The sequence below is a fragment of the Aliiroseovarius conchicola genome, from assembly GCF_041403445.1.
GTDB classification, from domain to species: Bacteria; Pseudomonadota; Alphaproteobacteria; order Rhodobacterales; family Rhodobacteraceae; genus Aliiroseovarius; species Aliiroseovarius conchicola.
On record NZ_JBGEHL010000003.1, the window covers coordinates 282,236 to 304,378 of the forward strand.

Below are 22,143 nucleotides of genomic sequence, written 5' to 3' on the forward strand. Positions count from 1 at the left end.
TCGATACTGTACCGCAGTGGGTCCACATCCTCAGTCTGACGCCAGCGCCTCGTCACCTAATGGCCGCATCGTGGCGACCAACTCGGCGACCTTCACCCCGAACTTCCTCATCTCGGATTTGTTCATGATGACCCCATCTTGGGTCAGATACAGCCAATCCGTGGCCGTGAGCGTGTGACCACCGGCCTCTTCTGGCAAAACTATGGTGTATTTCATCGATACGGTCGAACCTGACATAGTGCCCTGCGCCTCGCCGACAATGTCATCGGCTGTCGCTGTGAAAGTATTGCCATTGCCAAGTTTCAGGAACCATTTCCGGTTTTGTTCGCGCCCGTTGGAGTAGGTGAATTTCTCGCTAAGTGTTCCCGTGCTGCCTTCCCATTCACCAACCATCTCGGCCACGAAACTGTTGGTCATTTTCCCATTAGGGCCAAAGATTAAGCCCTCCGATGCAAAACGACCGTTCAGATGCTCCTTAAGTGAAAAGAGTGGCGTCGTGTCGGCATAATCGTCCGGGCTCTGGGCGCGAAAGCTTAGAAGCACGGTTTTGGCGAAGATGGCAGCCAATATCAGCAGCAAGATCAACGAGATGAGTTTCATGGGTGACGGTCCTCGGTCGGAAGCGCCAAAACAAGGGCGAAGGCGCAGAGTTTCAGTATACAGGGAACGATCGCATACGCGATGTTGAGAGTTTCAAGCGCCTGCGGTGTGTTGGATTGCCCGGGTTGAAAGCCGCTTCGCTCCAACACCGGCAGAACGGTGAAGGCGGCAAGGGCAAGGCCCAGTTTGGTCGCGAAAGACCAGATGCCAAATGCGGTCGAAGCGGACAGCCCAGCACGGGTCAGCACAACCGAAAACATCGCCGGAAGCACGACCATATCAGCGCCGAGCGCGGCACCCGAAGCAATGCAGATAATCGCAAAGCCAACCAGGTTGCCGGGCGCAAGAAAGGCTGCGCCGACAAAGCCTGCAATGGTCAGCGGCATGGCGACCACCAGAACTGTTTTCGGCCCCAAGCGCTGGCTGAGTCGTGTCCAGAACGGTACCGACAGACCCGCGCAAAGGAAAAACAGGATCAGCAGAGGCCCTGCTTTTCCCGGCAGTTGCAGCCGATCTTCGACAAAAAACAGAAACAGGGTCGAGGTGATCGCGACTGGCATTGAATTGACCAGCGCGAGGATCAAAAGCCGTATCGCGCCTGCTTTGGTCAGGGCTGCAAAGCTTAGTGGATCTCCCAGAATGGGGGTGCGGCGCCAGATTGGAAAACTCAGGACGACAGCCACAAATGCAACCGCCCCCAAAAACAATCCGTAGGCCGGATATCCCAGCCCCCCTGATCCAAGTGCTAAAAACACCCCCGGCGCAATCGCCGCGATGACCACACCTGCCAACATCCCGCCCTCACGGTAGGCAGCAAGGGTCATCAGCTCTTTATCATTCGGTTCTTTGGCAAGTGTCGCGCTGCGCCCGTAAAGAAGGATCATACCAAGGCTGTAGGCCGAAAAAAGCACTACCAGAACCAACACCAAAGCGATCGTCGCCTGCGGTCCGGGAGCAAGCGAAAACAGGATCGGAAACCCTATGACAAGCCCAAGGGCCGCAAGAACGGCAAAGAGCCCCTGCGCGCGCGGCCAGCGGTCGATGGCCCAGCCCAGAAGTGGGTCCTGAACCAGATCGACCAATCGGATCAAAAGCAGAATTGTCCCGATCAATCCCAAGCCAATTCCCAGATTGACCGAGGCAAACCGGGGCAAATGAATATAGAGCGGAATACCAGCCGCCGCCAACATCAAGGCATAAAGACTGACGCGGGGATAGAGCATCTACTGACCCTTGAGCGTGCGCGTGAAGGATTTCGAACGCGTGTTGTCGCCCAGAAAAATACCCATGAATCGGCTTTTGATCTGCGGATATCTAAGCGTGCAGGTGCGCGCGCCATTGCGCCAGAAATCAATCTTGTCAGTCCCATTGGTCACAGCAAGATAGCTGTCGCCTTTGTTCACCGCTTTGAAGCAGGTGTTTAACTGCGCATCGACCGGGATGCGTCCGCCGGTGCGTTTGAATTCGCGCATTGTGGCCTCGACCAGATCATACTGTGTCAGATTGCGCTTGTAGGTCAGCTCCAAAGCGAAGTCGTCGGCCCAATTGAAAGGCGCGCCTCCAACGGTGAACAGCCGGGCCTGATAAAGGGGTATCCCAAGAAACCGCAACACGGCATTACCGCGAAGTTCGGCCCCCGGTAGCGCGCCCGACACCACGTTGGATTGCGCGTTCGCGGGCTTGGTCGGAGCCAGAAACGACGCGACGGCAATCAGTAGGATCAAGACCAAACTACGCATGGGCATGGGCCAGTTCCACCTGCACAACATTTGTGTGGCCAACGGCGAATGACGCTGCGCAGATCTCGAGATAGTATTGCCAATTGCGCTGGAACGCCTGGCCGTAGCCTATTTCGGATATCTTACGCCTTTGCGCTTCAAACCGCTGGGCCCAGATGCGGCAGGTCTTCGCATAGTCCTGACCGAAGGCAAAACTGTCCTGAACGGCCAGCCCTGCCCGACCGGCCTGGTCCTTGATCACTTGATCCGACAACAGCATCCCACCGGGAAACACATACTGGCGGATATAATCGGACGACGTTTTGTAGGTCTCAAAGAAGCTGTCTTTAACGGTGATCGCTTGCAAAAGCACCCGCCCACCCTCGGCAAGGCTGCGTTTCAATACATCGAAGTAGCTGGGCCAGTAGCGCTCGCCCACGGCCTCGATCATTTCGATCGAGACGATGTTGTCGAAGCGCTCGTCGATATCGCGATAGTCGCGCAGTTGAATGTCCGCCTGTCCGTCAAGGCGACATTCCGCATAGCTGTGCTGGTTGCGCGAGATCGTGACGCCGGTGACGTCACGCCCCCGACGCGTGGCATGTTCTGCAAAACCGCCCCATCCGCAACCAATTTCAAGCACCCGATCACCAGACCCCAGCCGCGACAAAGCGCGGGTGTTTTTCTGGGTCTGAGCATCAGACAGATCGTCGCTATCTTCGGTAAAGATGCCCGAGGAATAGGTCATCCCATCGTCCAGCCAAAGCTGATAAAATTCGTTTCCGACATCGTAGTGCGACCGGATGTTCTTACGTGATCCACGCCGAGAATTGGCCCGCAGCATGGTATCGACCAGACGGAATTTTGCCCGATTGAAGACACTGGCTTGATCATACGACCCCAAATGGTCGCGGTTGCGCATAGCGATGGACATCAACCCCTCGACTGAAGGCGTATCCCACATACCTTGCACATAAGTTTCGCCCAGCCCAACTTGACCATGCGCGGCCATTGCAGACACGGCTGCCCAGTCGTTGATCTGCATCTCGGCCTCGGGGCCGGATGCGCCAAAGTGATAGGTGTCGCCTTCTGGGGTGCGCAAGGTCAGCTGCCCCTCCTGCAGACGTTCACAGGTGGACAGAAACTCCGACTTCAGGGCTTTGTTCGTCAATCGCAATGTCGGTACCTCTTGTTGGCTGGTCTTTGTTAAGCATCTGCACAATGCGCATGGCGCTGGCGATGCCGTCTTCGTGGAACCCGTGGCGGTGATAAGCGCCTGCATACCAAGTGCGGTTCATACCCTGCATCGCACGCAGCTCTTGTTGAGCTCGCAGCGCAGGCTTGTCGAACACCGGATGGGCAAATTCTACCTCGTCGTAAATCTTATCTGCTGCAATCTCTGATGACGGGTTCAAGGTCACGAAAAGCGGATCGCTTTCCGGGATGTTCTGAAGTTTGTTCATCCAATACGTTACGCCGATATCCCCACCCTGAGACCGATAGGCCCAACTAGACCAGCAGGCGCGGCGCTTGGGCATCTGGCCGGGATCGCAGTGCAGCACCGCCTTGTTGGGCTGATAACGGATGGCCCCCAGCGCGTTGGTTTCAAGCTCGGTCGCGTCATCGCCAAGCATCGCCAGCGCCTGATCAGAGTGGCAGGCCAGAATGATGTCATCATAGCCTTTGTCTTCTGTGGTGTCCGTCCGCACGGTGACGCCATAAGACATCCGCGCGACGTCCGTCACTGGGGCACTTGTGCGAATATCCACATCGCGCGCGCGCAACGCGGCCTCAAGCCGGTTAACGTATTCGATGCTTCCGCCTTTCACTGTCCACCACTGATGCTCGCCCAAACCAGCAAGAAGCGCGTGGTTGCGGAAGAACCGGACCAAAGATTTTGCGGGAAACTGATCGACCTCATCCACCGGTGTGGACCAAATCGCACCACACATAGGCATCAGGTAGTTGTTGCGAAACCATTCGCCCAAGCGCAGCTCATCCACCAACTCTCCGATGGTTTTGTCATCATCCTGAGCGGCGTCTTCAGCGCGCTTACCGAACCGGACGATATCCGCGATCATCTTGTAAAACTTAGGACGCAAAAGGTTTCGCTTCTGCGCGGTGATGCATTTTAGGTTGTTCAGGCCGTATTCCAGCCAGCCATCGTCGATGCTGGCGCCAAAGCTCATCTCGCTTTTGGTTACAGGAACGTCCAACTCCCGAAAGAGGCGTGTCAGGTTGGGATAGGTCACATAGTTGAAGACAATGAACCCTGTATCAACGGGTTGATCCCCATTTTTACCCGCCATTACCGTACGTGCATGACCACCCAAACGGGGCGCTGCCTCGTAGATCGTAACGTCATGGTTTGCCGACAGATAATAGGCCGCCGAAAGCCCGGATATTCCCGCCCCTACGATGGCGATTTTCCGTCGTTGGCCCCGTTGTTGGTCAAGCATAAAGGTCTCTTTCCTGAACTACATGGGCTGATTACGGTGACCAGATCGGCCCGGATCAAAAAAAGCTAGCAAAAATTTGGGCTTGCCGGCTGGGGCGAGCCCGGGAAAAATCAACCGAGATGCGGAAATGACGTGATCCAAACCTGCGCTTCATGCGTAATAGGGACACTATGATAGATCACATTCAGGCCAAGACGCTGCACGCCCGTCGCGGAACGTTGAAAAACTCGTTCACATATGGCGTGGATTTCGTGCTGTGCGACCTGTCGCAGGACGCACAGCTGAGCCTGTTCTCACGCAATCGATTCAACCTTTGGTCACTGTGGGACAAACATCATGGCGGGCCACGTGGAACCGGAAGCGGCGTCAATTGGTTCAAAGAGGTCTTGCGCGAACGCGGGATGGATCCAGACGATCATCAACTTTGGCTGCTCACCCAGCCCAACTTTCTGTGGTTTCACTTCAATCCGGTCAGCTTTTGGATCGCGATGAGAGACGGAACTCCTCGCGCGTTTGTTGCGGAAGTGAACAACACCTTCGGGCACCGGCATTGTTATTTCTGCGCGCATGATGATTTCAGACCGATCCAGAAGGCCGACAAGATCTCGGCGATCAAACTGATGCATGTTTCTCCTTTCCAGAAAGTAGAAGGGCGTTACCTTTTCAACTTCGACCTGACCTCGGAACATGTAGACATCCGCATTCTATATCAAAACGACTGCGAAGGCGTGCTTGCGACGCTCGCTGGACCGCGTCGCGTGGCCAGTAACAGATCGCTTGCGTGGGCCGCGCTACGTCGTCCGTTTGGCGCCGCCCGTGTTGTGGCGTTGATCTACTGGCAGGCGCTGATCCTGTATTCCAAACGCGCGCCGTTCAGGCGCAAGCCAGAACCCCCGGAGCCGCTTATTTCGGACAGCCAGACCTATCGTGGAAACGACGTATGACGACGTTCACCGGGAAAACCTATTGGCTGATCGGCGCAAGCGAAGGACTGGGCCGTGCGCTTGCCCGTGATCTGGACCGTGAAGGCGCGCGGCTCGTCATCTCGGCCCGCAATGCCGAGCGACTGGAAAGCCTGTCGCAGGAGCTGTCAGACGCGCGCGTTGTCGCGTTCGACGTAAGCGACATGACGCAAGTTCAACATGCGACCGACGAGGTCGGAGAAATCGACGGTGTTGTCTATATCGCCGGTGCCTACGACCCCATGCCCGCCACGAAATGGAACAGCCAGGCCGCGCTGACAATGTGCGAAGTCAACTTCATGGGCGCGATGCGCGTGTTGGGTGAGGTCGTGCCGACAATGGTCGGCCGCAACCGGGGTGACATCACTCTCATTGGGTCACTAGCAGGCTATCGCGGCCTGCCTTCGGCGATTGGATACAGCGCCAGCAAGGCCGCGCTTGTCAGCCTGGCCGAAACCATGCGGTTCGATTTGAAAGATACAGGTGTGGTCGTTCGCCTGATCAATCCGGGCTTCATCAAGACGCGCTTAACACAGAAAAACAGCTTCAAAATGCCCATGCTGATGACTGCAGAGGACGCTTCGAGGCGCGTACTGAAGGCCATGGGGCGTCGCCGTTTCCGTACCGATTTCCCCGCTCCGTTTTCTTGGATGATGCGTGTACTGGAATACCTACCCGATTGGATCGTCTATCGCGGGAAATAGGGATCGGCGGTGATCATACTATCCTGACCTTTCCAACAAATAATGCCGCCCGACGTGGGCGGCATTTCCATTTCAATGATCGTTAAGGGATCAGTGGCAAGCGGGGCGATTACCCGGCAACAACACCTTGTCGACAACATGGATTACGCCGTTATCCGCCATGATATCCGCGATCACGACATTTGCCATTTCGCCGGTCCCATCAGCAATCATGACCCCGTCCGACCCCTTCGAGATGCAAAGACGCGCACTTGTCAGGGCAGGCTTGAAGTAGTTCGATCCCGAGGGAATCATACCTGCAGTCAGCTTACGGTCATCAACGTGATACAGCAGCACGTCGGTCAGTTGACCCTTGTTTTCTGGCTTCAGAAGAGTCTCGACTGTGCCCTCGGGCAGGGCAGCGAATGCATCGTTCACCGGCGCATATACGGTGAAGGGGCCAGGACCAGACAAAGTCTCGGCCAGACCAGCAGCACCAACGGCAGCTACGAGCGTCGAGAAGCGTTCGTCGGCGGCTGCAATCTCGACAATGTTGTCGGCTTGCGTGGCGTTTGCAGACACTGTCAGTGCGAGTGCGGCGATCACAGATTTAATTGTGGTTTTCATAATTTTTCTCCTTGTTGGTGGGCGACATGCCCGAAGTTTAAGTCGTACCTATGCAAGGAGTACGGGGCGGTTTTCACTCTGGTTCACCACCTCACGAAATCGTGAGTGATTACACTTAACTAGCTGATAAAAAAGAAAGAACCAGCGCAACGCACTGGTTCTTGGCATCCACAAATTCGTATGCGTGAGGGGTGGTTTAGATCCGAAAAAATGGCTGCAAAAGTCGTGGCATAAACGCTCGAAACCTCAGGGGCGCGTCGGTGGCTGCAAGGCAAATGCAAGCCTCGCCCTGATCCGCAATGGGTGTATGATCCAGATCCTCATCCGCAATCTCAATATCACCGACACCGAAAGAACCGGTTTCATCGGTAAAGCTGCCCTGTAGCACCAAGGTCATCTCCATCCCGTTATGCCCATGATCAGGCACCGCCTGCCCCGGCGGGATATAAAGCAAGCGCACAGTCCCGGCATCGCTTGAGGACAGGATCGTCTGGCGAACACCCATTCCAACGGGCCTCCACTTCGGCTCCCGTCCTTTCAGTGCTTCGACGACCGGACGGGGATAGATGCCTTGCCGCCGATAAACGGGTTTTTCTTTCACAGGCGCATCAAGCTGCGCCAGCAAGGCCGCTTTCAGATCACCCGATACAGCAACGGCGTCCGTTCCATCCAGCACCGCGCCGCCAATATTTTGGTGTGCTTCCAAAGCCGCGCGGCAGTCATCACAAAGTGACACATGGCTGGCCACGGCAAACGCGTAGGGATGCGACAAGTTACCTGACGCATAGGCCGCCAAAATGGCGTCCGGGATATGATGGGTAATTGCGGTCATTCTCGCATTCCCTTTAGCTCGTGTCTCAACCGTTCCAGCCCCAGCCGAATACGGGATTTGATTGTTCCGAGTGGCAGGCCCATCTGGGTACTGATCTCTTGATGGGTCAGCTCGCCCATATAGGCCTTCTCGATGATCTCGCGTTGCTCTGGTTTGAGCGACGTGAGCGCTTTTCTTAACTTGCCAGCTTCTTGTTCTACGCCAAGTATTTGGCTTGCGTCAGGTTCGGCCCCCGGATCTTCTGCCAACTCGTCTGGCAGCGGGCGACCTTCCTTACGCACAATATCGATGTGGCGGTTGCGCGCGATCTGATACACCCACGCCGACACTTGCGCACGATGGGGATCAAACAACGCCGCCTTGCGCCAGACCGTCAACATCACGTCTTGAACAATCTCTTCCGCCTGATGGGCCGCGCAGCCCGACCGCATTATGAACCCTTTCAGGCGCGGCGCGAAATGATCGAACAATGCACAGAATGCATCCCGATCGCGATTGTCCCTCACCGCGAGCATCCAAACCGTTTGCTCAGAAACTTCTGACTTGGTCTGGGACACCGGTTTTCCTTTGTGACGAAGCACGGGTGGCGCTGTCGGCCGGGTGCTCGGAGGTTCAAGATCTAGTGTCAACATAACCTCATTACGAGGCGTTATGTAAAGCGGATCACATTCAGTGCGAAATTTCTTACTGCGGCCTGAAAAGGCAGAGCGGAATAGTTTTAACGACCAGCGATCCGGTGAAACAAATGCGTGAATGTGGCCGCGCCAAGGATTGGGATCAGCAGGTTCACAAATGGGATCGACAGTGGGATGGCCATCAGCGTCCCTGCGGTCCAGATTTGCAGGTTGTGGCGCGAACGAAGTTGCTTGGCCTGCGTCCGGCCCACACGTCGCATAGCCGCCATCTGGAAATACTCACGCCCCAGCAGGTACCCGTTCACCACCCAAAACAGCATCGGCGCGAACGGTCCCACGAAGAAAAACAAGATAAGTGCGATCAAGTTGACTCCAACGATGACACCAAGAAACCCAATGCTGTCGCGGATCGTTTCCCCCATCGGCACATGCGGTGCGGGGGCAAGTTCGGGGTAATGACGCTCTTCGACGGCGTCTGCGACCTCATCCAGAAAAATGCCTGTGAACGCACCAGCGACCGGTACCATCAGGACCACTGACAGAACCATCATCACCAGAAACGCCGCCCACCCGGCAATGCCGTCAACCCAAGTGACCTCACCGATAAACGGCAGGCTCAGCGTGTCGGGCACCAGAAAGCCAACCAGCCACGTCATGGCGATCGTAACGGCGATCAGCAGGCCAATGGTCAATGCCAGACCTTTCAGCAGTACGTTGCGGAAACGCGGGTCTGAAAGCTGTCCGACCGAGCGGAAGAAATCATCAAATATCATACGTCTATCCATGTGGTGATGGCGTTCATATCCGGGCGCGGGCGCTCGGGCGGGGCCACAGTCTCGGTGCCGATATGGATGATGCCAGCGACGACCTCGTGATCCTCAAGACCAAAAGCGTCACGCACAAAGCCTCGGTCGAAACTTGCCCAGCCGGACAACCAGTTTGCCCCCCAGCCAGACGCCAGCGCGGCATTCAAAAGCGCCAGACAAACCGCCCCGGCCGAGTAGGTTTGCTCGATCATCGGCACTTTCTCAGAAGCTACCGGGCTTTCTACGACGACCACGGCCAAGGGGCTACGGTCATAGGCCAGCTGCTCTTTTTCAATCTTGGCCGCATCGTAGCCCAGCGCTGCTCCGCGTTCGGAAACAAGTGCATGCGCCCGCGTCAGAGCCGGTTTCCCCAGCACGACGAAGCGCCAAGGTTCTAGTTTTCCGTGATCAGGCGTACGGGCCGCCGCAGTCAACATCACCTCGAGCGTATCTAGATCAGGTCCCGGACCAGTAAGCGTTTTTGCGGGGCGCGAGCGGCGGGTGAGCAGGAAATCAAGTGCGGCTTGGTTGCGGTCAGGCATATGTGTGTCCTTTAGTAAGCATCAACTTGCTTGACCGCCGCAAAGACGGTTGGCTTTGGGTTATGTCGTGTCTCAGGCCGCGGAGGTCAAGATGTTAACTCACTTTACATCGAAGAAATCTGCAAGCTCTGTCAGTTGGGATGAAAAGAACGCTTCTGCTTTCTGATTGGGTTGGCGGGCCGCATAAGTTTCCGCCAAAGGATCTGGCGCCTGAATATTCACGCCCGACATCTCCTCCAACACGGCATGGCCGCAGAACGGAACATAGACCTCGGAATAGCCGCCTTCATGCGCCATCATCAGCCGCCCAGCGCACAATTCGTCCGCCAATTCGACCACCATTCGAGTCATTTGGCGAAACGTATCGGCCGTAGCGAGCATGCAGGACAAGGGATCAATCAACGCCGCGTCATAGCCATTGGCGATCACGATCACCTCGGGTTCATGGGCACGAATGGCCGGTAACACCAACCTCTCCATCGCTTCAAGATAGGTTGCATGGCCACCACCGGGCGGTAGTGGGATGTTCATGTTCGCACCCTGCCCCGCGCCGTCTCCACGGACGTCAGCATCACCGGTATCAATCGGATAGTTTCGCTCCTGATGGATCGAGATCGTCAGCACATCCGCGTCGTCGATAAAGATCGCCTCGGTCCCATTGCCGTGGTGCACATCCCAATCAAGCACGACGAACCGTTTCGCAAGCCCCTTAGCCTGCGCATTTCGGATCGCGATGGCAAGGTTGGCCAAGAGGCAGAACCCATTTGGAAAATCGGGTAAACAGTGATGACCGGGAGGGCGCGACAAGGCGTAGGCGTTGTCGACTTCGCCTTTTAGAACGGCCTCGAGAGCGCCTACAGACAGACCCGCTGACAGAGCTGCGATTTCATAGCCTCCCTGCCCAAACGGAGTGCGCAAACCAAGCTCACCACCGCCGGCATCCGAAGTGCGCTGAAATTCGTCCAGAAACGCCGCAGGATGCACGCGTGACAGCGTTTCACGGTCGGCCTCGGGCGCTGTTCTAGCATCCAGCGCGCCCGTCAGCCCCGTCACATCCATCAGGTTTTTCAGCCGCCGCTTGGTCTCGGGATTTTCCGGCAAGCCGCCGGCAGCCAAGGGCTGCACCAACCCACCAACCGGCAGATTGCCCGCATAATTCCCGCCCGAATGCCAAAAACACTTTTCGTCCCAGAAAAATCCCGTCTTGCGCATGATGTGCTCTCCTTTATCGCCAAATTGGTCCAGAGCGTTTGCATCGTCCAGCCCTTTTGGAAAGTCTGCGCGTATGAAAAAAGGTGCACTTTCTCATTTGGCTGTTTCGGGGGCCAGCCTAAGCGTAAAGGTGACGCCCAAAGCCACGCGTAACGCGATTGAAGAACGGGAGGGCAAGCTTCGCATCTATATCACCACCGCCCCCGAGGATGGGAAAGCCAACAAGGCCGTCGTGAAGTTGCTGTCCAACGTCCTTGGGATAGCAAAATCGCGCCTCGTTTTGACACAAGGCGCGACATCGCGAGATAAAGTTATTCAGATCGACTAGGGTTTAACTGCCCGAACGTGGGATCGATGATGCAGCATAATCTCCATCATCCATGCCACCGTGCCCGGCACCACCCAACGGGTCGTTTCCAAAGCGGTTGGGACCATCGGTGCCCTTCAGGACGTGGAAGTACAGAAGCACCAGCCAGCCAACGATCGGCACCAGCACCAACAGTAGCCACCATGCAGTACGATCGATATCGTGCAGACGGCGAGCGGCAACAGCTAGGCTCGGCAGAAGCACTGCAAGGCTGAAGATCGAACTGAGCGGTGAAAAATCGTTGCCTGCGCCGAAGATCACCGTATCTACGATGCCAAGCACGATGCTTCCAAGTGTCGTGAACAGGGCGAAGAACCAAAATTCGCTCCGCGCAGCGCGACCGGTAAAATCAACATACTTTGATAAACAGGTCCGAATGGACTCCATAAAACTCATATCTGTCCCCTTTTCAGGTCATTTTTTTAACGCAATGCGAGGTTCATCCCCGGCAATCAGTCGGCTAATGTTTGCGCGATGGCGAAAGAAAATCAACAGCGCAAGCGCGATGGACAACAACACCAGTTGAGGCAATCCTAGCAAAAGTGCCACAACGGGCGACAATGCAGCCGCAACCAGCGCCGCAAGGGACGAGATGCGGAAGATCAACGCAGTGACCAACCATGTCGCACAGGCCGCAAGCCCCAGCGGGAAGGCCAACGCCAGCATCGTGCCCAACCAAGTCGCCACACCTTTGCCACCCTTGAACCCAAGGTAAATAGGGAAGCAATGGCCCAAAAAGGCCGCAAAGCCCGCGATTTGGGCGGCATCCTCGGCAAACAAAGCCCGCGCGATCAGCACGGCGGCACCACCTTTACCCGCGTCCCCGATCAGGGTCAGAAATGCGGCGGGTTTGCTTCCGGTACGCAGCACATTGGTCGCGCCAATATTGCCGGACCCGATCTGGCGCAAGTCACCCAGTCCGAAGAGCCGGGCCATCACGATGCCGAAGGGCACCGAGCCCAACAGATAGCCCACAATGGCGACGAGGACTAAGATCATAGGAGAAGTCACAAACTCAGGCATCGCCACCTCCATAAACGCGTTCGCCCGCAACCCAAGTGCCCAGCACGCGACCCTGCATCCGGGCTCCGTCAAAGGGCGTGTTCTTGGATTTGGAAGTCAGTTTGAACCGGTCCAGCACGAAAGGAGCATCAGGATCGAGCAGGACCAGATCAGCAGGTGTGCCTTGGGTAAGCTCTCCACCCGGCAAACCAAAGCGACGCGCTGGATGGAGGGACAGCGCCCGCCAAAGTGCGGGCAGATCGATCAGTCCGGCATGGACCAGTCGCATCGCGGCGGGCAAAAGAGTTTCCAGCGCCACAGCACCCGAAGCAGCCTCTTCGAAGGGCAGGCGTTTGCTTTCTTCATCCTGCGGTGTGTGCATGGATGAAATAACATCGATCAGGCCCGATGCGACAGCCTCGACCATCGCAAGCCGATCGTCTTCCGAGCGCAGCGGCGGCTTAACCTTAAAAAAGGTGCGGTAATCGCCCACGTCAAATTCGTTCAGTGTCAGGTGGTGGATGTTCACACCAGCGGTCACATCAAGACCCGAGGCCTTGGCCCGTTCCAGCGCGGACAACGATTTCGCGGTGGACAGGCTGTCGGCGTGATAGGCAACACCCGTCATCTCAACTAATGCAAGGTCGCGCTCCAGCCCCATCCGCTCGGCCATTGGGCTGACAGCGGGTAGGCCGCGCAATGACGCAAACTTGCCCGAGGTCACTGCCGCCCCTTTCGACAACACCGGATCCTGCGGGTGTCCGATGATCAAAGCGCCAAGCGAACGGGCATATGTCATGGCCCGCGAATAGACCTTGTTGTTTGTGACAACGTGATCGCAATCCGTGAAGGCAACGGCACCCGCGTCCAGCATAAACCCCATCTCGACCATCTCGCGACCGTCGCGGGCCTTGGTCAGCGCACCCATCGAATGCACGTTCACGGGGGCAACCTGCGACGCGCGGCGCGCAACAAAGGCCAAAGTCTCGGGCGTGTCGACCGCAGGCGTTGTATCGGGGCGAATGACCATCGTGGTCACGCCACCAGCAGCGGCCGCCTGCCCAGCCGTGCGGAAGCTTTCTTTGTGGCGTTCGCCGGGCTCACCGATCTTAACCCCGATGTCCACAATGCCGGGGGCAAGATATTTCCCGCCACAATCAATGATGTCACCCGTTTCACCCGTGTTCACACCCGCAATCACGCCATCTTCGATGGTCAGGCTACCCAGCGCATCGGTGCCAGCCTCTGGGTCTATCAGACGGGCATTGGTGAAGGTTGTGGTCATTGAAATTCTCCTGCCTGCGCGCCGGTCTGAATATCGCGGATCATTTGATAGACCCGTTCGCCATCATCGATAAACATGAAACCTTCCTGACTTTCAGTTCTGATATCGGTCACGCCGCTTCGTTGCCTTTCAGTGTCGAAATACACCGAAGGGGACGCTTCGAGGCCAAGGGTGAAGGTCGTCATGTCGTCAATCGGATAGCTGGCGAGCTTGCGGCGTTCGAAAGGCATGTTTGTCGCTATGAACGCGCGTCGATTGGTCAATGTGTAGTGGGTTTTGTATCGGCGGACGGTTGGTTCAAGCGCGTTTCGGTAAATCAAACGCAAACCTAAACCCGTAAAGATCAGGCCAAACATCCAGATAAATCCGCCTTCGCGCGAGGCAACAATCATCCACGCCGTTGAAAATCCGACAAACACAAATCCAAACACAAGAGCCGACAGTTTTATGTCCGCCAAAACAAACTCGCGCCGAGGGTGGCCTTGCCAGATGATACTTTCGCCGGGCTCCAGAATACCGGCCCAAGCAGATGAATGGCGTTGATCCGTCATGCGCGGCCCCGCGCTTTGCCTATCGCGGTCTGCGTCGCTTTCGCGTCTGCTTGATATTTCAGCATGTATTTGTCGCCCGTGCGGGTGACGATTTGGGCGGCGGTGAAGATCACGTTCACCTTGTCGATATTTTCCAGCACGATCGAGCGATCACCGGGTCCAATCACACGTATGTTGGTCAGATACCACGTAAACCCAAGCTGCTCTTTGGCCACATAAAGTCCGCGTACAGCAATGGCCGCAACGGCGCCAACCACCCCCGTCCACGCGTGTGGGTTGCCCATGAATATCAGGATGCCTGACATTAGCACCGATCCCAATGCAGCGAGAAGTACATGTTCTTTCACATAGGTTCGAAGATTACCCGAGAAGCTCTCTAATAGCTGCTCACCCGGTTCAAGGTCGGGTGCTTTCTGATCCTCCAACCGGGGTTCCAACTGGATCTCAGACATAGACGCCCTCCGGCGTGTTCTCTCGCTCTGCCTTCAAATTGCGCGCCAACAAGTCCATAGCGGCCATTCGCACAGCGACGCCCATTTCGACTTGTTCCTGAATGACCGACCGGTTGATGTCGTCGGCGATGGTGCCGTCGATCTCGACCCCGCGGTTCATTGGACCCGGGTGCATGACGATGGCATCATCCTTCGCGTGCGCCAACTTTTCTGCGTCCAGCCCAAACCGGTGATAGTATTCACGTTCCGATGGGATGAACCCGCCATCCATGCGTTCACGCTGAAGGCGCAACATCATGACGACATCGGCGTCTTTCAGACCTTCCTCCATGTCGTCATAAACCTCGACCCCAAACTGATCGATCTGGCTGGGCATCAGCGTGGGCGGACCAACAAGACGGACGCGGTTTTCCATTTTCCCCAAAAGGATCAGGTTCGACCGCGCGACACGACTGTGGGCGATGTCGCCACAGATCGCGACGGTCAGGCGGTGCAGCCGCCCCTTCTCTCGCCGAATGGTCAGCGCATCCAACAACGCCTGCGTGGGATGCTCATGTTTGCCGTCGCCGGCGTTCAACACTGCACAATTCACTTTCTCGGCCAGCAGGTTCACAGCCCCGGAATGCGGATGGCGCACGACCAGCAGATCAGGGTGCATCGCATTCAGCGTCAGGGCTGTATCAATCAGCGTCTCACCTTTTTTGATTGAGCTCGCTTGCATCGCCATGTTCATCACATCAGCACCCAAGCGCTTTCCAGCGATCTCGAACGACGCCTGTGTGCGGGTCGAGTTCTCGAAAAACATGTTGATTTGGGTAAGCCCGGCAAGGACGTCAGACCGCTTTTGCGCCGACCTATTCAGGTCCACATAACTGTCTGCTAGATCAAGAACGGATTTAATCTCCTCAGGGTGAAGTGGTTCAATCCCCAGAAGATGGCGTTGGCGGAATGTCATACGGGCCTCCGTCCTGTTTCCAAGCGCTTATAAGATCGGGTGAAGGCTACGTCCATCCCTTGTGACCACACCGTGTCAGGCGTTTACCTTCAGGCCGGTCACGCATAGGCTACGGGTCATGGAATCGGGACAAGACTGGCATAGCGCGAAGGCGCTTTTGGAGTGGCACATTGAACTGGGCGCGGTGGACGCGATCGGTGACACGCCAGTGGACCGGTATGCGTTGGAACCAACAAAGCCAAAGGCCGAGAAACCTGCTCAGGCCAAGGTCGATGCGCCTAATCGCGCGGCGCCAACGCCGCCTGCGGTCGTACCGCAGATCGACTATGTCGCTTTGGCCAAGCAAGCGGCGGCTGGGGCAAAGGACCTTGATGGCTTGAAAGCCGCGATCAAAGCGTTTGATGGCTGCGAATTAAAGAAAGGAGCACGCAACACGGTGATCGCAGACGGCAATCCCGCCGCGCGTGTTATGATCATCGGCGAAGCCCCGGGCCGTGACGAGGATATCGAAGGTAAGCCCTTCGTCGGTCGTGCAGGGCAGCTTTTGGACAAGATGTTTGCAGCCATCGGCATGGGGCGCGACGCGACAATGTCAAAGGATTCTGTCTACATCACCAACGTGATGCCGTGGCGCCCACCCAGCAATCGCGACCCATCGCCCGAGGAAATGGCAATGATGGTGCCGTTTCTTGAACGTCACGTGCAATTGGTCGCGCCAGAACTTCTGGTTTTGATGGGCAACACACCCTGTTTGGCCGTCTTGGGACGCAAAGGCATTTTGCGGATGCGCGGCAACTGGGATCAGGGTTGGGGCAAACCCGCTATGCCAATGACCCACCCGGCCTATTTACTCAGAAATCCGGCGGCAAAACGCGAGGCGTGGACCGACCTTTTGGAGATACAGTCGAAACTGCGAGATAACGCGTGATCGAACCATTACCAATCTAACGTTCCTTTGCTGCTTTCTAAAACGACGAAAGACACATAATGTCCCATATCCCCGCCGACACCAAACGCGAATTTATTCCCGTCCGCATCGCCATTCTAACAGTCTCTGACACCCGCAAGCTGGACGATGACCGGTCCGGTGACACGTTGGTTGCGCGTTTGGAAAATGCTGGGCACGAATTGGCGGATCGCAAAATCATCCGCGACGAACGTGGTGAGATTGCCGATCAACTGAGGGCTTGGACCCTCGACCCAGAAATTGACGTGGTAATTTCCACTGGCGGCACAGGGTTGACTGGGCGCGACATCTCGGTCGAGGCACACAGGGATGTCTATGAGAAAGAAATCGAGGCGTTTGGCACCGTCTTCACCATGGTCTCGATGAAAAAGATTGGCACATCAGCGGTGCAGAGCCGGGCAACCGGTGGCGTTGCGAACGGAACATATCTGTTTGCCCTACCCGGCAGCCCGGGCGCATGCAAAGACGCATGGGACGACATTCTGGAAGCTCAGCTAGACTACCGCCACCACCCATGCAACTTCGTCGAAATATTTCCACGATTGGACGAACACAAGCGACGGAAATGATCCGTCCATCCGTATAACGCGTAACCATTCTGTCGCCGAATGTCTTGCCGGAACTGTGACTGTACGCCCCTTGCGTTGTGTTCCCGTTGCAGGACAGGATGCGACAGTGCGATGCGGAGAACCTAAATGCGATTTCTTGGCCGCAGCCTGACTGGGCTTTTCCTGCTGGCAACGACCCTAGGGTTGTTGGCCATGGCCGCTGGTATGGTTAATTCTGCCTTCAAAGCACGGGCCGAGCGTGACAATGCCCAGCCGACAGCACGCGAGCGCATGTTTTCGGCCAATGTCATCAAGGTATCACAGCAAACCCTGACACCGGTTTTGACCACATTTGGCGAACTGTCATCGCGCCGCGCGCTCGATATTCGGACACTGACGGGCGGAACGGTGGTCGAGATCGCTCCGAATTTCGAAACCGGGGGCGTGGTGTCGGCTGGCGATCTTTTGTTGCGCATCGATCCAACTGACTTTGAACGAAGCCTGCGTCTAGCCCAGACCGATTTCACACAAGCGCAGGCAGAGTTGCGCGATGCCGCTGCAGCTCTCGATCTGGCGCAGGACGATCTGGAGAATGCCCGCCGCCAAGCTGACCTACGCGAAGCTGCTCTGACCCGTCAACGCGACTTAGTATCGCGCAGCGTTGGCACCACCGCCGCAGTGGAAACCGCTGCGCTGGCCGCATCCTCTGCCCAACAGGCGGTGCTGTCCAAACGACAGGCTGTGATTGCAGCGCAAGCACGCGTCGCCACGGCCGAGGCCACCCTAACCCGCCGTGAGATTGGGTTAGATGAGGCCCAGCTTCGACTGGACGAGACACGGATTATCGCCGAGATCGACGGAACACTTTCAGAAGTTTCAGTTCTGCGTGGCGGCATCGTGACCGCCAATGAAAAACTTGGCAGGATCGTCGATCCATCAGCGCTCGAGGTGGCTTTCCGTATCTCAGCCGCGCAATATGCCAGGCTCCTGAACGACACTGGCGATCTAACGAATACCACTGTCAACGTGAGGCTGGATGCCAACGGTGTAAACCTGACCTCAGAGGGGCGCATCGACCGCGAAAGTGCCGCCGTTGGGGAAGGCCTGACCGGGCGCCAGCTTTTTGCCTCGCTCGCCCCTGCGGCGGGAATGCGCCCCGGTGATTTCGTAACGGTCGAGGTCGCCGAACCGGTTCTGAACAATGTCGTCTTACTGCCGGCATCCGCACTAAATGCACAAAGTGAGGTGTTGGTTCTTGGTCCAGAGGACCGACTGGAATCAACACAGGTCAAATTGCTGCGCCGTCAGGGAAATGACGTGATCGTCGATGCCTTGGGTCTGGAAGGGCGCGAGGTTATTGCCGAACGCAACCCTGCTCTGGGCGGCGGAATTCGTATCAAGCCCGTGCGTGAAGGCGTTGTCACGCCAGAACCGCAGGCCGAACTGATCACGCTTACGCCAACCCGCATCGCTGCCTTGCGCAGCTTTGTTGAAGGCAACAAACGAATGCCGGATGCCGCCCGCAACCGCATCCTAAGCCAGCTTGACGACGGCAAACTGCCCGCCGATACGCTTGACCGGCTTGAAAAGCGCATGGGCAACTGACCGATGGTGCGCGGGTCAAATATCTTGTCCTATTTCACCCGGCACGCGACGGTCGCCAATTTACTTTTGGTAATCTTGGTCGCGCTCGGCCTGCTGGCCTACCCCAAGATGCGCGCGCAGTTCTTTCCCGATGTGGTGGTCGAAAGCGTCTCAGTCTCGACGTCGTGGCAGGGCGCGGGAGCCGAAGACGTTGACGCGGCCATTGTCCAGATCATGGAGCCAGTCTTGCTGGCCGTGGAAGGCGTCGAAAGCGTCAGCTCGCGCGCCTTCGAAGGACGCGCGAACATCACCATAGAATTCGAACCAGATTGGGACGTCGCTCGCGCAGCCGATGATGTGCAAACGGCAGTCGACGAGTTGTCAGACCTTCCAGAAGACGCCGACACCCCGCAGGTCCGACGCGGCGCATGGCGCGACAGCGTGACTGACGTCGTGATCTCTGGCCCCGTTGGGGTTGAGCAATTGGGACGCTTCGCGGACGAGATGATCGTGCGCCTGTTTGAACGCGGCGTGACACGAACCGGCATCCGGGGCTTCGTCGCCCCGCAAACTATTGTCGAAGTCACATCCCTGTCGCTGATTGAACATGATGTCACCATGTCCGAGATCGCCGCGGCCATAGCAGGCGAGGTCACCACCGACCCTGCTGGAGACGTCGCCTCGGGTGCAGCACGGGTCCGCACTGGGATCGCAAAACGCAGCGCCGATCAGATCGAGGCCATCGTGATCAGATCGAACGCTGATGGGTCGAAGCTTCAAGTGGGTGATGTGGCACAGGTCCGGGTCGATGGCGTCGATCGCGACCGGTCATACTTCGTCGGAGATGATCCCGCGATTGCTTTAAACGTATCCCGTTCGGCGCGTGGTGATGCGATTCAGATGCAAGAGATCGTCGAAGAGGTTCGCACCGAACTTCTGCAAACCTTGCCCGCCGGCGTTGAGATTGATCTTGTTCGCACCCGGTCCGAACTGATCACCGCCAGACTCCAGATGCTGATGAAGAACGGTTTGCAAGGGCTGGCGCTTGTATCGCTGCTACTGTTCCTCTTCTTGAATGCCCGCACCGCGTTTTGGGTGGCCGCCGGTATTCCCGTTGCTATGACAACCGCAATATTCCTGATGTATATGTCGGGCCTGACGATCAACATGGTATCCCTTTTTGCGCTGATCATTACGCTGGGGATTGTCGTTGACGACGCTATCGTGGTCGGAGAGCACGCAGATTTCCGCGCCCGCCGATTGGGCGAAAGCCCGGTCGAGGCCGCCGAAAACGCCGCAAAACGCATGTTTCCACCGGTTTTTTCTGCAACCTTGACCACAATCATCGCTTTTTTCGGCCTAACCGCTATTGGCGGGCGGTTTGGCGATTTGATCGCGGACATTCCCTTTACCGTGATCGTCGTGTTGGCCGCGTCATTGGTCGAATGTTTCCTGATTCTGCCCCACCACATGGCCCATGCATTGAAACATACGGCCAAGGAACACTGGTATGACTGGCCGTCGCGACAGGTTAACCGAGGGTTTCGATTGGTCCGTGACAAGGCCTTCCGTCCGTTCATGGGTCTGGTGATCAGGGCACGTTACCCGGTAATCGCGCTGACACTTTTGATCCTAGCAAGTCAGGCATCTATCTTTATCCGCGGCGATTTGACATTTCGCTTCTTCAACGCACCAGAGCGGTCATCGGTGACAGGCAATTTCGCAATGGTCTCGGGGGCGACTAAAGAAGATACATTCGAAATGATGCGCCTTGTCCAACGGGCGGTTGAGGAAACGGCGGCGGAGTTTGAGGCCGAGCATGGCCGCAATCCCGTCGTCCACGCATTATCTCAGATCGGTGGGAATGCCGGACGTGGGTTGGCCGGGGCCGAGACCAAAGACAACGACCTGCTCGGTTCTGTTTCGGTCGAGCTGATAGATGCAGACCTGCGCCCTTACAGCGCCTTTGCCTTCGTCGGTGCCCTCCAGGATGCAGTGGACAATCACCCCCGGCTTGAGGTTCTGTCCTTTCGCGGCAACCGGTTCGGACCCGGCGGTGACAGCTTGGATGTCGAACTTTATGGCGCGACATCCGAGCAATTGAAGGCCGCGTCAGAGGCATTCCAGACAAAGTTGGCTGCATTCCCCGAAATCTCGGCACTAGAAGACAGCCTAACCTATGACAAGGAAGAGCTGATCCTTGATCTAACTGCCCAAGGTCAGGCCCTAGGGTTCTCCATCGAGGATCTGGGGCGCGTCTTGCGTAACCGTCTGAACGGGATCGAAGCCGCGAGCTATCCCGACGGCACCCGCTCGGCAGAAATCCGGGTAGAACTTCCGCCGGACGAGCTGACCTCGGACTTCTTGGAACGTACCCAATTGCGCACCAGTACGGGCGCCTATGCCAGCCTTGCCGATCTGGTGTCGGTTTCGTCTCGCACCGGCTTCGCAAGCGTACAGCGCGAAAACGGCATCCGTTTGGTCAATGTCACCGGCGATATCGATGAGGGAGATGCAGCCCGCGCCGAAGAAATCCAACGCACGATCGAAGCCGAGATATTACCTGAACTGGCACAAGAATTTGGCATCGCATATCAGATCGGCGGGCTGGCCGAACAACAGCAGTCCTTTCTGGCCGACGCGCAAACCGGGCTGATCCTTGTCCTTTTGAGCATCTTCCTAACGCTTGCGTGGATATTCTCTAGCTGGTCACGACCTTTGGTGGTGATGGCTATCATCCCCTTTGGGTTGGTCGGTGCTATCTACGGACACGTACAATGGGATGTGCCGCTGTCCATGTTCTCGGTTGTGGGGTTAATTGGAATGACGGGAATCATCATCAATGATTCAATTGTGTTGGTCACGACGATTGACGAATACGCACGCGAACGCGGATTGGTACCCGCTATCATTGATGGGGCCGCGGACCGGTTGCGACCCGTCATGTTGACAACGATGACCACCGTTCTTGGCCTTATGCCCCTGCTCTACGAGCAATCTCGCCAAGCCCAGTTTTTGAAACCAACGGTCATCACGCTGACCTATGGCTTGGCATTCGGAATGCTTCTGGTGTTGCTGGTGGTGCCGTCTTTGGTCGCCATTCAAGCCGATTTCGGCCGGATGTTACGCGCACTGAAGCGCGTTTGGGGCGGGCGCGAGCGCGCGGCCCTACGCCCCACAATGTTGTTGATGGCGACCACTACATTGATGATCAGCATCGCATTCGCAGCAAGCATTGCAGCATGGGGCCTTAACGCACAATCCATTGCCCGGTTTGTGATGATCAGCGGTGTAATATCGGTCGGAAGCTACGCGGTTGGCGCAATGGGTTTGCATCGCGGCCGATAGCGTATCGA

At 56.8% G+C, this 22,143-nt stretch carries 24 protein-coding genes; 7 read left to right on the forward strand and 17 right to left on the reverse strand.

The window, feature by feature from the left end; translation table 11 throughout:
- Positions 1 to 30 precede the first annotated feature (30 nt).
- From V6N04_RS07040 to V6N04_RS07060, 5 genes are read right to left on the reverse strand one after another with little or no spacing between them, the layout of a single operon-like run.
- A complete protein-coding gene (locus V6N04_RS07040; RefSeq protein ID WP_371169433.1) occupies positions 31 to 600 on the reverse strand; it encodes a DUF3833 domain-containing protein in 570 nt (189 codons plus the stop codon).
- Entirely contained in the window at positions 597 to 1,823 is a 1,227-nt protein-coding gene (locus V6N04_RS07045; protein ID WP_371169434.1) for an MFS transporter, read from the reverse strand. The genes V6N04_RS07040 and V6N04_RS07045 overlap by 4 nt, the downstream gene beginning before the upstream one ends.
- The gene (locus V6N04_RS07050) at positions 1,824 to 2,345 is read right to left on the reverse strand and encodes a hypothetical protein (protein WP_371169435.1); all 522 of its coding nucleotides are present in this window, start codon (positions 2,343 to 2,345) and stop codon (positions 1,824 to 1,826) included.
- On the reverse strand, positions 2,332 to 3,495 hold the full coding sequence (locus V6N04_RS07055; RefSeq protein WP_371169436.1) for a class I SAM-dependent methyltransferase: 1,164 nt from the start codon (positions 3,493 to 3,495) through the stop codon (positions 2,332 to 2,334). Before V6N04_RS07055 ends, V6N04_RS07050 begins: the two co-directional genes overlap by 14 nt.
- The gene (locus V6N04_RS07060; RefSeq protein WP_371169437.1) at positions 3,446 to 4,777 is read right to left on the reverse strand and encodes an NAD(P)/FAD-dependent oxidoreductase; all 1,332 of its coding nucleotides are present in this window, start codon (positions 4,775 to 4,777) and stop codon (positions 3,446 to 3,448) included. The genes V6N04_RS07055 and V6N04_RS07060 overlap by 50 nt, the downstream gene beginning before the upstream one ends.
- Positions 4,778 to 4,947: 170 nt before the next feature.
- Here V6N04_RS07060 and V6N04_RS07065 point away from each other — a divergent pair, with 170 nt between their 5' ends.
- Positions 4,948 to 5,721, forward strand: a complete 774-nt coding sequence (locus V6N04_RS07065; protein ID WP_371169438.1) for a DUF1365 domain-containing protein — start codon at positions 4,948 to 4,950, stop codon at positions 5,719 to 5,721.
- Entirely contained in the window at positions 5,718 to 6,443 is a 726-nt protein-coding gene (locus V6N04_RS07070; protein ID WP_371169439.1) for an SDR family NAD(P)-dependent oxidoreductase, read from the forward strand. Before V6N04_RS07065 ends, V6N04_RS07070 begins: the two co-directional genes overlap by 4 nt.
- 90 nt (positions 6,444 to 6,533) lie before the next feature.
- Here the strand turns inward: V6N04_RS07070 and V6N04_RS07075 are convergent, their stop codons facing one another.
- The 6 genes from V6N04_RS07075 to V6N04_RS07100 all read right to left on the reverse strand — a co-directional run bounded on the left by V6N04_RS07075 (position 6,534) and on the right by V6N04_RS07100 (position 11,076).
- A complete protein-coding gene (locus tag V6N04_RS07075; protein ID WP_371169440.1) occupies positions 6,534 to 7,049 on the reverse strand; it encodes a fasciclin domain-containing protein in 516 nt (171 codons plus the stop codon).
- 196 nt (positions 7,050 to 7,245) lie between these two features.
- A complete protein-coding gene (locus tag V6N04_RS07080) occupies positions 7,246 to 7,881 on the reverse strand; it encodes a ChrR family anti-sigma-E factor (RefSeq protein WP_371169441.1) in 636 nt (211 codons plus the stop codon).
- Entirely contained in the window at positions 7,878 to 8,513 is a 636-nt protein-coding gene (locus V6N04_RS07085; RefSeq protein WP_371169442.1) for a sigma-70 family RNA polymerase sigma factor, read from the reverse strand. The genes V6N04_RS07080 and V6N04_RS07085 overlap by 4 nt, the downstream gene beginning before the upstream one ends.
- 86 nt (positions 8,514 to 8,599) lie before the next feature.
- Positions 8,600 to 9,289, reverse strand: coding sequence for an EI24 domain-containing protein (locus V6N04_RS07090; RefSeq protein WP_371169443.1), 690 nt, complete (start codon positions 9,287 to 9,289; stop codon positions 8,600 to 8,602).
- Positions 9,286 to 9,864, reverse strand: coding sequence for a nitroreductase family protein (locus tag V6N04_RS07095; protein ID WP_371169444.1), 579 nt, complete (start codon positions 9,862 to 9,864; stop codon positions 9,286 to 9,288). Before V6N04_RS07095 ends, V6N04_RS07090 begins: the two co-directional genes overlap by 4 nt.
- 99 nt (positions 9,865 to 9,963) lie before the next feature.
- A complete protein-coding gene (locus tag V6N04_RS07100; RefSeq protein ID WP_371169445.1) occupies positions 9,964 to 11,076 on the reverse strand; it encodes a class II histone deacetylase in 1,113 nt (370 codons plus the stop codon).
- Positions 11,077 to 11,149: 73 nt separating this feature from the next.
- On the opposite strand from V6N04_RS07100, the gene V6N04_RS07105 reads away from it, so the two are divergent.
- Positions 11,150 to 11,404: a DUF167 domain-containing protein gene (locus tag V6N04_RS07105; protein ID WP_371169446.1), complete on the forward strand. Its 255-nt coding sequence runs from the start codon at positions 11,150 to 11,152 to the stop codon at positions 11,402 to 11,404.
- Between the two features lie 3 nt (positions 11,405 to 11,407).
- On the opposite strand, the gene V6N04_RS07110 is transcribed toward V6N04_RS07105, so the two are convergent.
- The 6 genes from V6N04_RS07110 to V6N04_RS07135 are packed head-to-tail and all read right to left on the reverse strand — an operon-like array spanning position 11,408 to position 15,688.
- Positions 11,408 to 11,839, reverse strand: a complete 432-nt coding sequence (locus V6N04_RS07110) for a DUF805 domain-containing protein (RefSeq protein WP_371169447.1) — start codon at positions 11,837 to 11,839, stop codon at positions 11,408 to 11,410.
- A gap of 18 nt (positions 11,840 to 11,857) precedes the next feature.
- Complete coding sequence (plsY, locus tag V6N04_RS07115) at positions 11,858 to 12,466, reverse strand: glycerol-3-phosphate 1-O-acyltransferase PlsY (RefSeq protein ID WP_371169448.1); 609 nt, start codon at positions 12,464 to 12,466, stop codon at positions 11,858 to 11,860.
- Positions 12,459 to 13,730 (reverse strand): dihydroorotase, encoded by a 1,272-nt coding sequence (gene pyrC, locus V6N04_RS07120; protein ID WP_371169449.1) that lies wholly within the window; start codon positions 13,728 to 13,730, stop codon positions 12,459 to 12,461. The genes plsY and pyrC overlap by 8 nt, the downstream gene beginning before the upstream one ends.
- Positions 13,727 to 14,281 (reverse strand): aspartate carbamoyltransferase catalytic subunit, encoded by a 555-nt coding sequence (locus V6N04_RS07125; RefSeq protein WP_371169450.1) that lies wholly within the window; start codon positions 14,279 to 14,281, stop codon positions 13,727 to 13,729. The genes pyrC and V6N04_RS07125 overlap by 4 nt, the downstream gene beginning before the upstream one ends.
- Positions 14,278 to 14,733 carry a hypothetical protein gene (locus tag V6N04_RS07130; protein ID WP_371169451.1) on the reverse strand — a complete coding sequence of 152 codons (456 nt, stop codon included), beginning with the start codon at positions 14,731 to 14,733 and terminating at the stop codon, positions 14,278 to 14,280. Before V6N04_RS07130 ends, V6N04_RS07125 begins: the two co-directional genes overlap by 4 nt.
- Entirely contained in the window at positions 14,726 to 15,688 is a 963-nt protein-coding gene (locus tag V6N04_RS07135) for an aspartate carbamoyltransferase catalytic subunit (protein WP_371169452.1), read from the reverse strand. The genes V6N04_RS07130 and V6N04_RS07135 overlap by 8 nt, the downstream gene beginning before the upstream one ends.
- 118 nt (positions 15,689 to 15,806) lie before the next feature.
- On the opposite strand from V6N04_RS07135, the gene V6N04_RS07140 reads away from it, so the two are divergent.
- From V6N04_RS07140 to V6N04_RS07155, 4 genes are all read left to right on the forward strand, one after another.
- Positions 15,807 to 16,616 (forward strand): uracil-DNA glycosylase, encoded by an 810-nt coding sequence (locus tag V6N04_RS07140; protein ID WP_371169453.1) that lies wholly within the window; start codon positions 15,807 to 15,809, stop codon positions 16,614 to 16,616.
- Positions 16,617 to 16,675: 59 nt separating this feature from the next.
- Positions 16,676 to 17,224 (forward strand): molybdenum cofactor biosynthesis protein B, encoded by a 549-nt coding sequence (moaB, locus tag V6N04_RS07145; RefSeq protein WP_371169454.1) that lies wholly within the window; start codon positions 16,676 to 16,678, stop codon positions 17,222 to 17,224.
- 126 nt (positions 17,225 to 17,350) lie between these two features.
- Positions 17,351 to 18,808 (forward strand): efflux RND transporter periplasmic adaptor subunit, encoded by a 1,458-nt coding sequence (locus tag V6N04_RS07150; RefSeq protein WP_371169455.1) that lies wholly within the window; start codon positions 17,351 to 17,353, stop codon positions 18,806 to 18,808.
- A 3-nt stretch (positions 18,809 to 18,811) separates the two neighbouring features.
- Positions 18,812 to 22,135: an efflux RND transporter permease subunit gene (locus tag V6N04_RS07155; RefSeq protein WP_371169456.1), complete on the forward strand. Its 3,324-nt coding sequence runs from the start codon at positions 18,812 to 18,814 to the stop codon at positions 22,133 to 22,135.
- Positions 22,136 to 22,143: the final 8 nt, after the last annotated feature.

What these genes read in the sequence shown, in the direction of transcription:
- V6N04_RS07060 (WP_371169437.1), bottom strand. Translation starts at nt 4,777, where the DNA reads ATGCTTGACCAACAACGGGGCCAACGACGGAAAATCGCCATCGTAGGG.
- V6N04_RS07125 (WP_371169450.1), bottom strand. Translation starts at nt 14,281, where the DNA reads ATGACGGATCAACGCCATTCATCTGCTTGGGCCGGTATTCTGGAGCCC.
- V6N04_RS07130 (WP_371169451.1), bottom strand. Translation starts at nt 14,733, where the DNA reads ATGTCTGAGATCCAGTTGGAACCCCGGTTGGAGGATCAGAAAGCACCC.
- V6N04_RS07105 (WP_371169446.1), top strand. Translation starts at nt 11,150, where the DNA reads ATGAAAAAAGGTGCACTTTCTCATTTGGCTGTTTCGGGGGCCAGCCTA.
- V6N04_RS07070 (WP_371169439.1), top strand. Translation starts at nt 5,718, where the DNA reads ATGACGACGTTCACCGGGAAAACCTATTGGCTGATCGGCGCAAGCGAA.
- V6N04_RS07135 (WP_371169452.1), bottom strand. Translation starts at nt 15,688, where the DNA reads ATGACATTCCGCCAACGCCATCTTCTGGGGATTGAACCACTTCACCCT.
- V6N04_RS07050 (WP_371169435.1), bottom strand. Translation starts at nt 2,345, where the DNA reads ATGCCCATGCGTAGTTTGGTCTTGATCCTACTGATTGCCGTCGCGTCG.
- V6N04_RS07155 (WP_371169456.1), top strand. Translation starts at nt 18,812, where the DNA reads ATGGTGCGCGGGTCAAATATCTTGTCCTATTTCACCCGGCACGCGACG.
- V6N04_RS07150 (WP_371169455.1), top strand. Translation starts at nt 17,351, where the DNA reads ATGCGATTTCTTGGCCGCAGCCTGACTGGGCTTTTCCTGCTGGCAACG.
- pyrC (WP_371169449.1), bottom strand. Translation starts at nt 13,730, where the DNA reads ATGACCACAACCTTCACCAATGCCCGTCTGATAGACCCAGAGGCTGGC.
- V6N04_RS07065 (WP_371169438.1), top strand. Translation starts at nt 4,948, where the DNA reads ATGATAGATCACATTCAGGCCAAGACGCTGCACGCCCGTCGCGGAACG.
- V6N04_RS07045 (WP_371169434.1), bottom strand. Translation starts at nt 1,823, where the DNA reads ATGCTCTATCCCCGCGTCAGTCTTTATGCCTTGATGTTGGCGGCGGCT.
- plsY (WP_371169448.1), bottom strand. Translation starts at nt 12,466, where the DNA reads ATGCCTGAGTTTGTGACTTCTCCTATGATCTTAGTCCTCGTCGCCATT.
- V6N04_RS07140 (WP_371169453.1), top strand. Translation starts at nt 15,807, where the DNA reads ATGGAATCGGGACAAGACTGGCATAGCGCGAAGGCGCTTTTGGAGTGG.
- V6N04_RS07085 (WP_371169442.1), bottom strand. Translation starts at nt 8,513, where the DNA reads ATGTTGACACTAGATCTTGAACCTCCGAGCACCCGGCCGACAGCGCCA.
- V6N04_RS07110 (WP_371169447.1), bottom strand. Translation starts at nt 11,839, where the DNA reads ATGAGTTTTATGGAGTCCATTCGGACCTGTTTATCAAAGTATGTTGAT.
- V6N04_RS07075 (WP_371169440.1), bottom strand. Translation starts at nt 7,049, where the DNA reads ATGAAAACCACAATTAAATCTGTGATCGCCGCACTCGCACTGACAGTG.
- V6N04_RS07095 (WP_371169444.1), bottom strand. Translation starts at nt 9,864, where the DNA reads ATGCCTGACCGCAACCAAGCCGCACTTGATTTCCTGCTCACCCGCCGC.
- V6N04_RS07090 (WP_371169443.1), bottom strand. Translation starts at nt 9,289, where the DNA reads ATGATATTTGATGATTTCTTCCGCTCGGTCGGACAGCTTTCAGACCCG.
- V6N04_RS07080 (WP_371169441.1), bottom strand. Translation starts at nt 7,881, where the DNA reads ATGACCGCAATTACCCATCATATCCCGGACGCCATTTTGGCGGCCTAT.
- V6N04_RS07100 (WP_371169445.1), bottom strand. Translation starts at nt 11,076, where the DNA reads ATGCGCAAGACGGGATTTTTCTGGGACGAAAAGTGTTTTTGGCATTCG.
- moaB (WP_371169454.1), top strand. Translation starts at nt 16,676, where the DNA reads ATGTCCCATATCCCCGCCGACACCAAACGCGAATTTATTCCCGTCCGC.
- V6N04_RS07040 (WP_371169433.1), bottom strand. Translation starts at nt 600, where the DNA reads ATGAAACTCATCTCGTTGATCTTGCTGCTGATATTGGCTGCCATCTTC.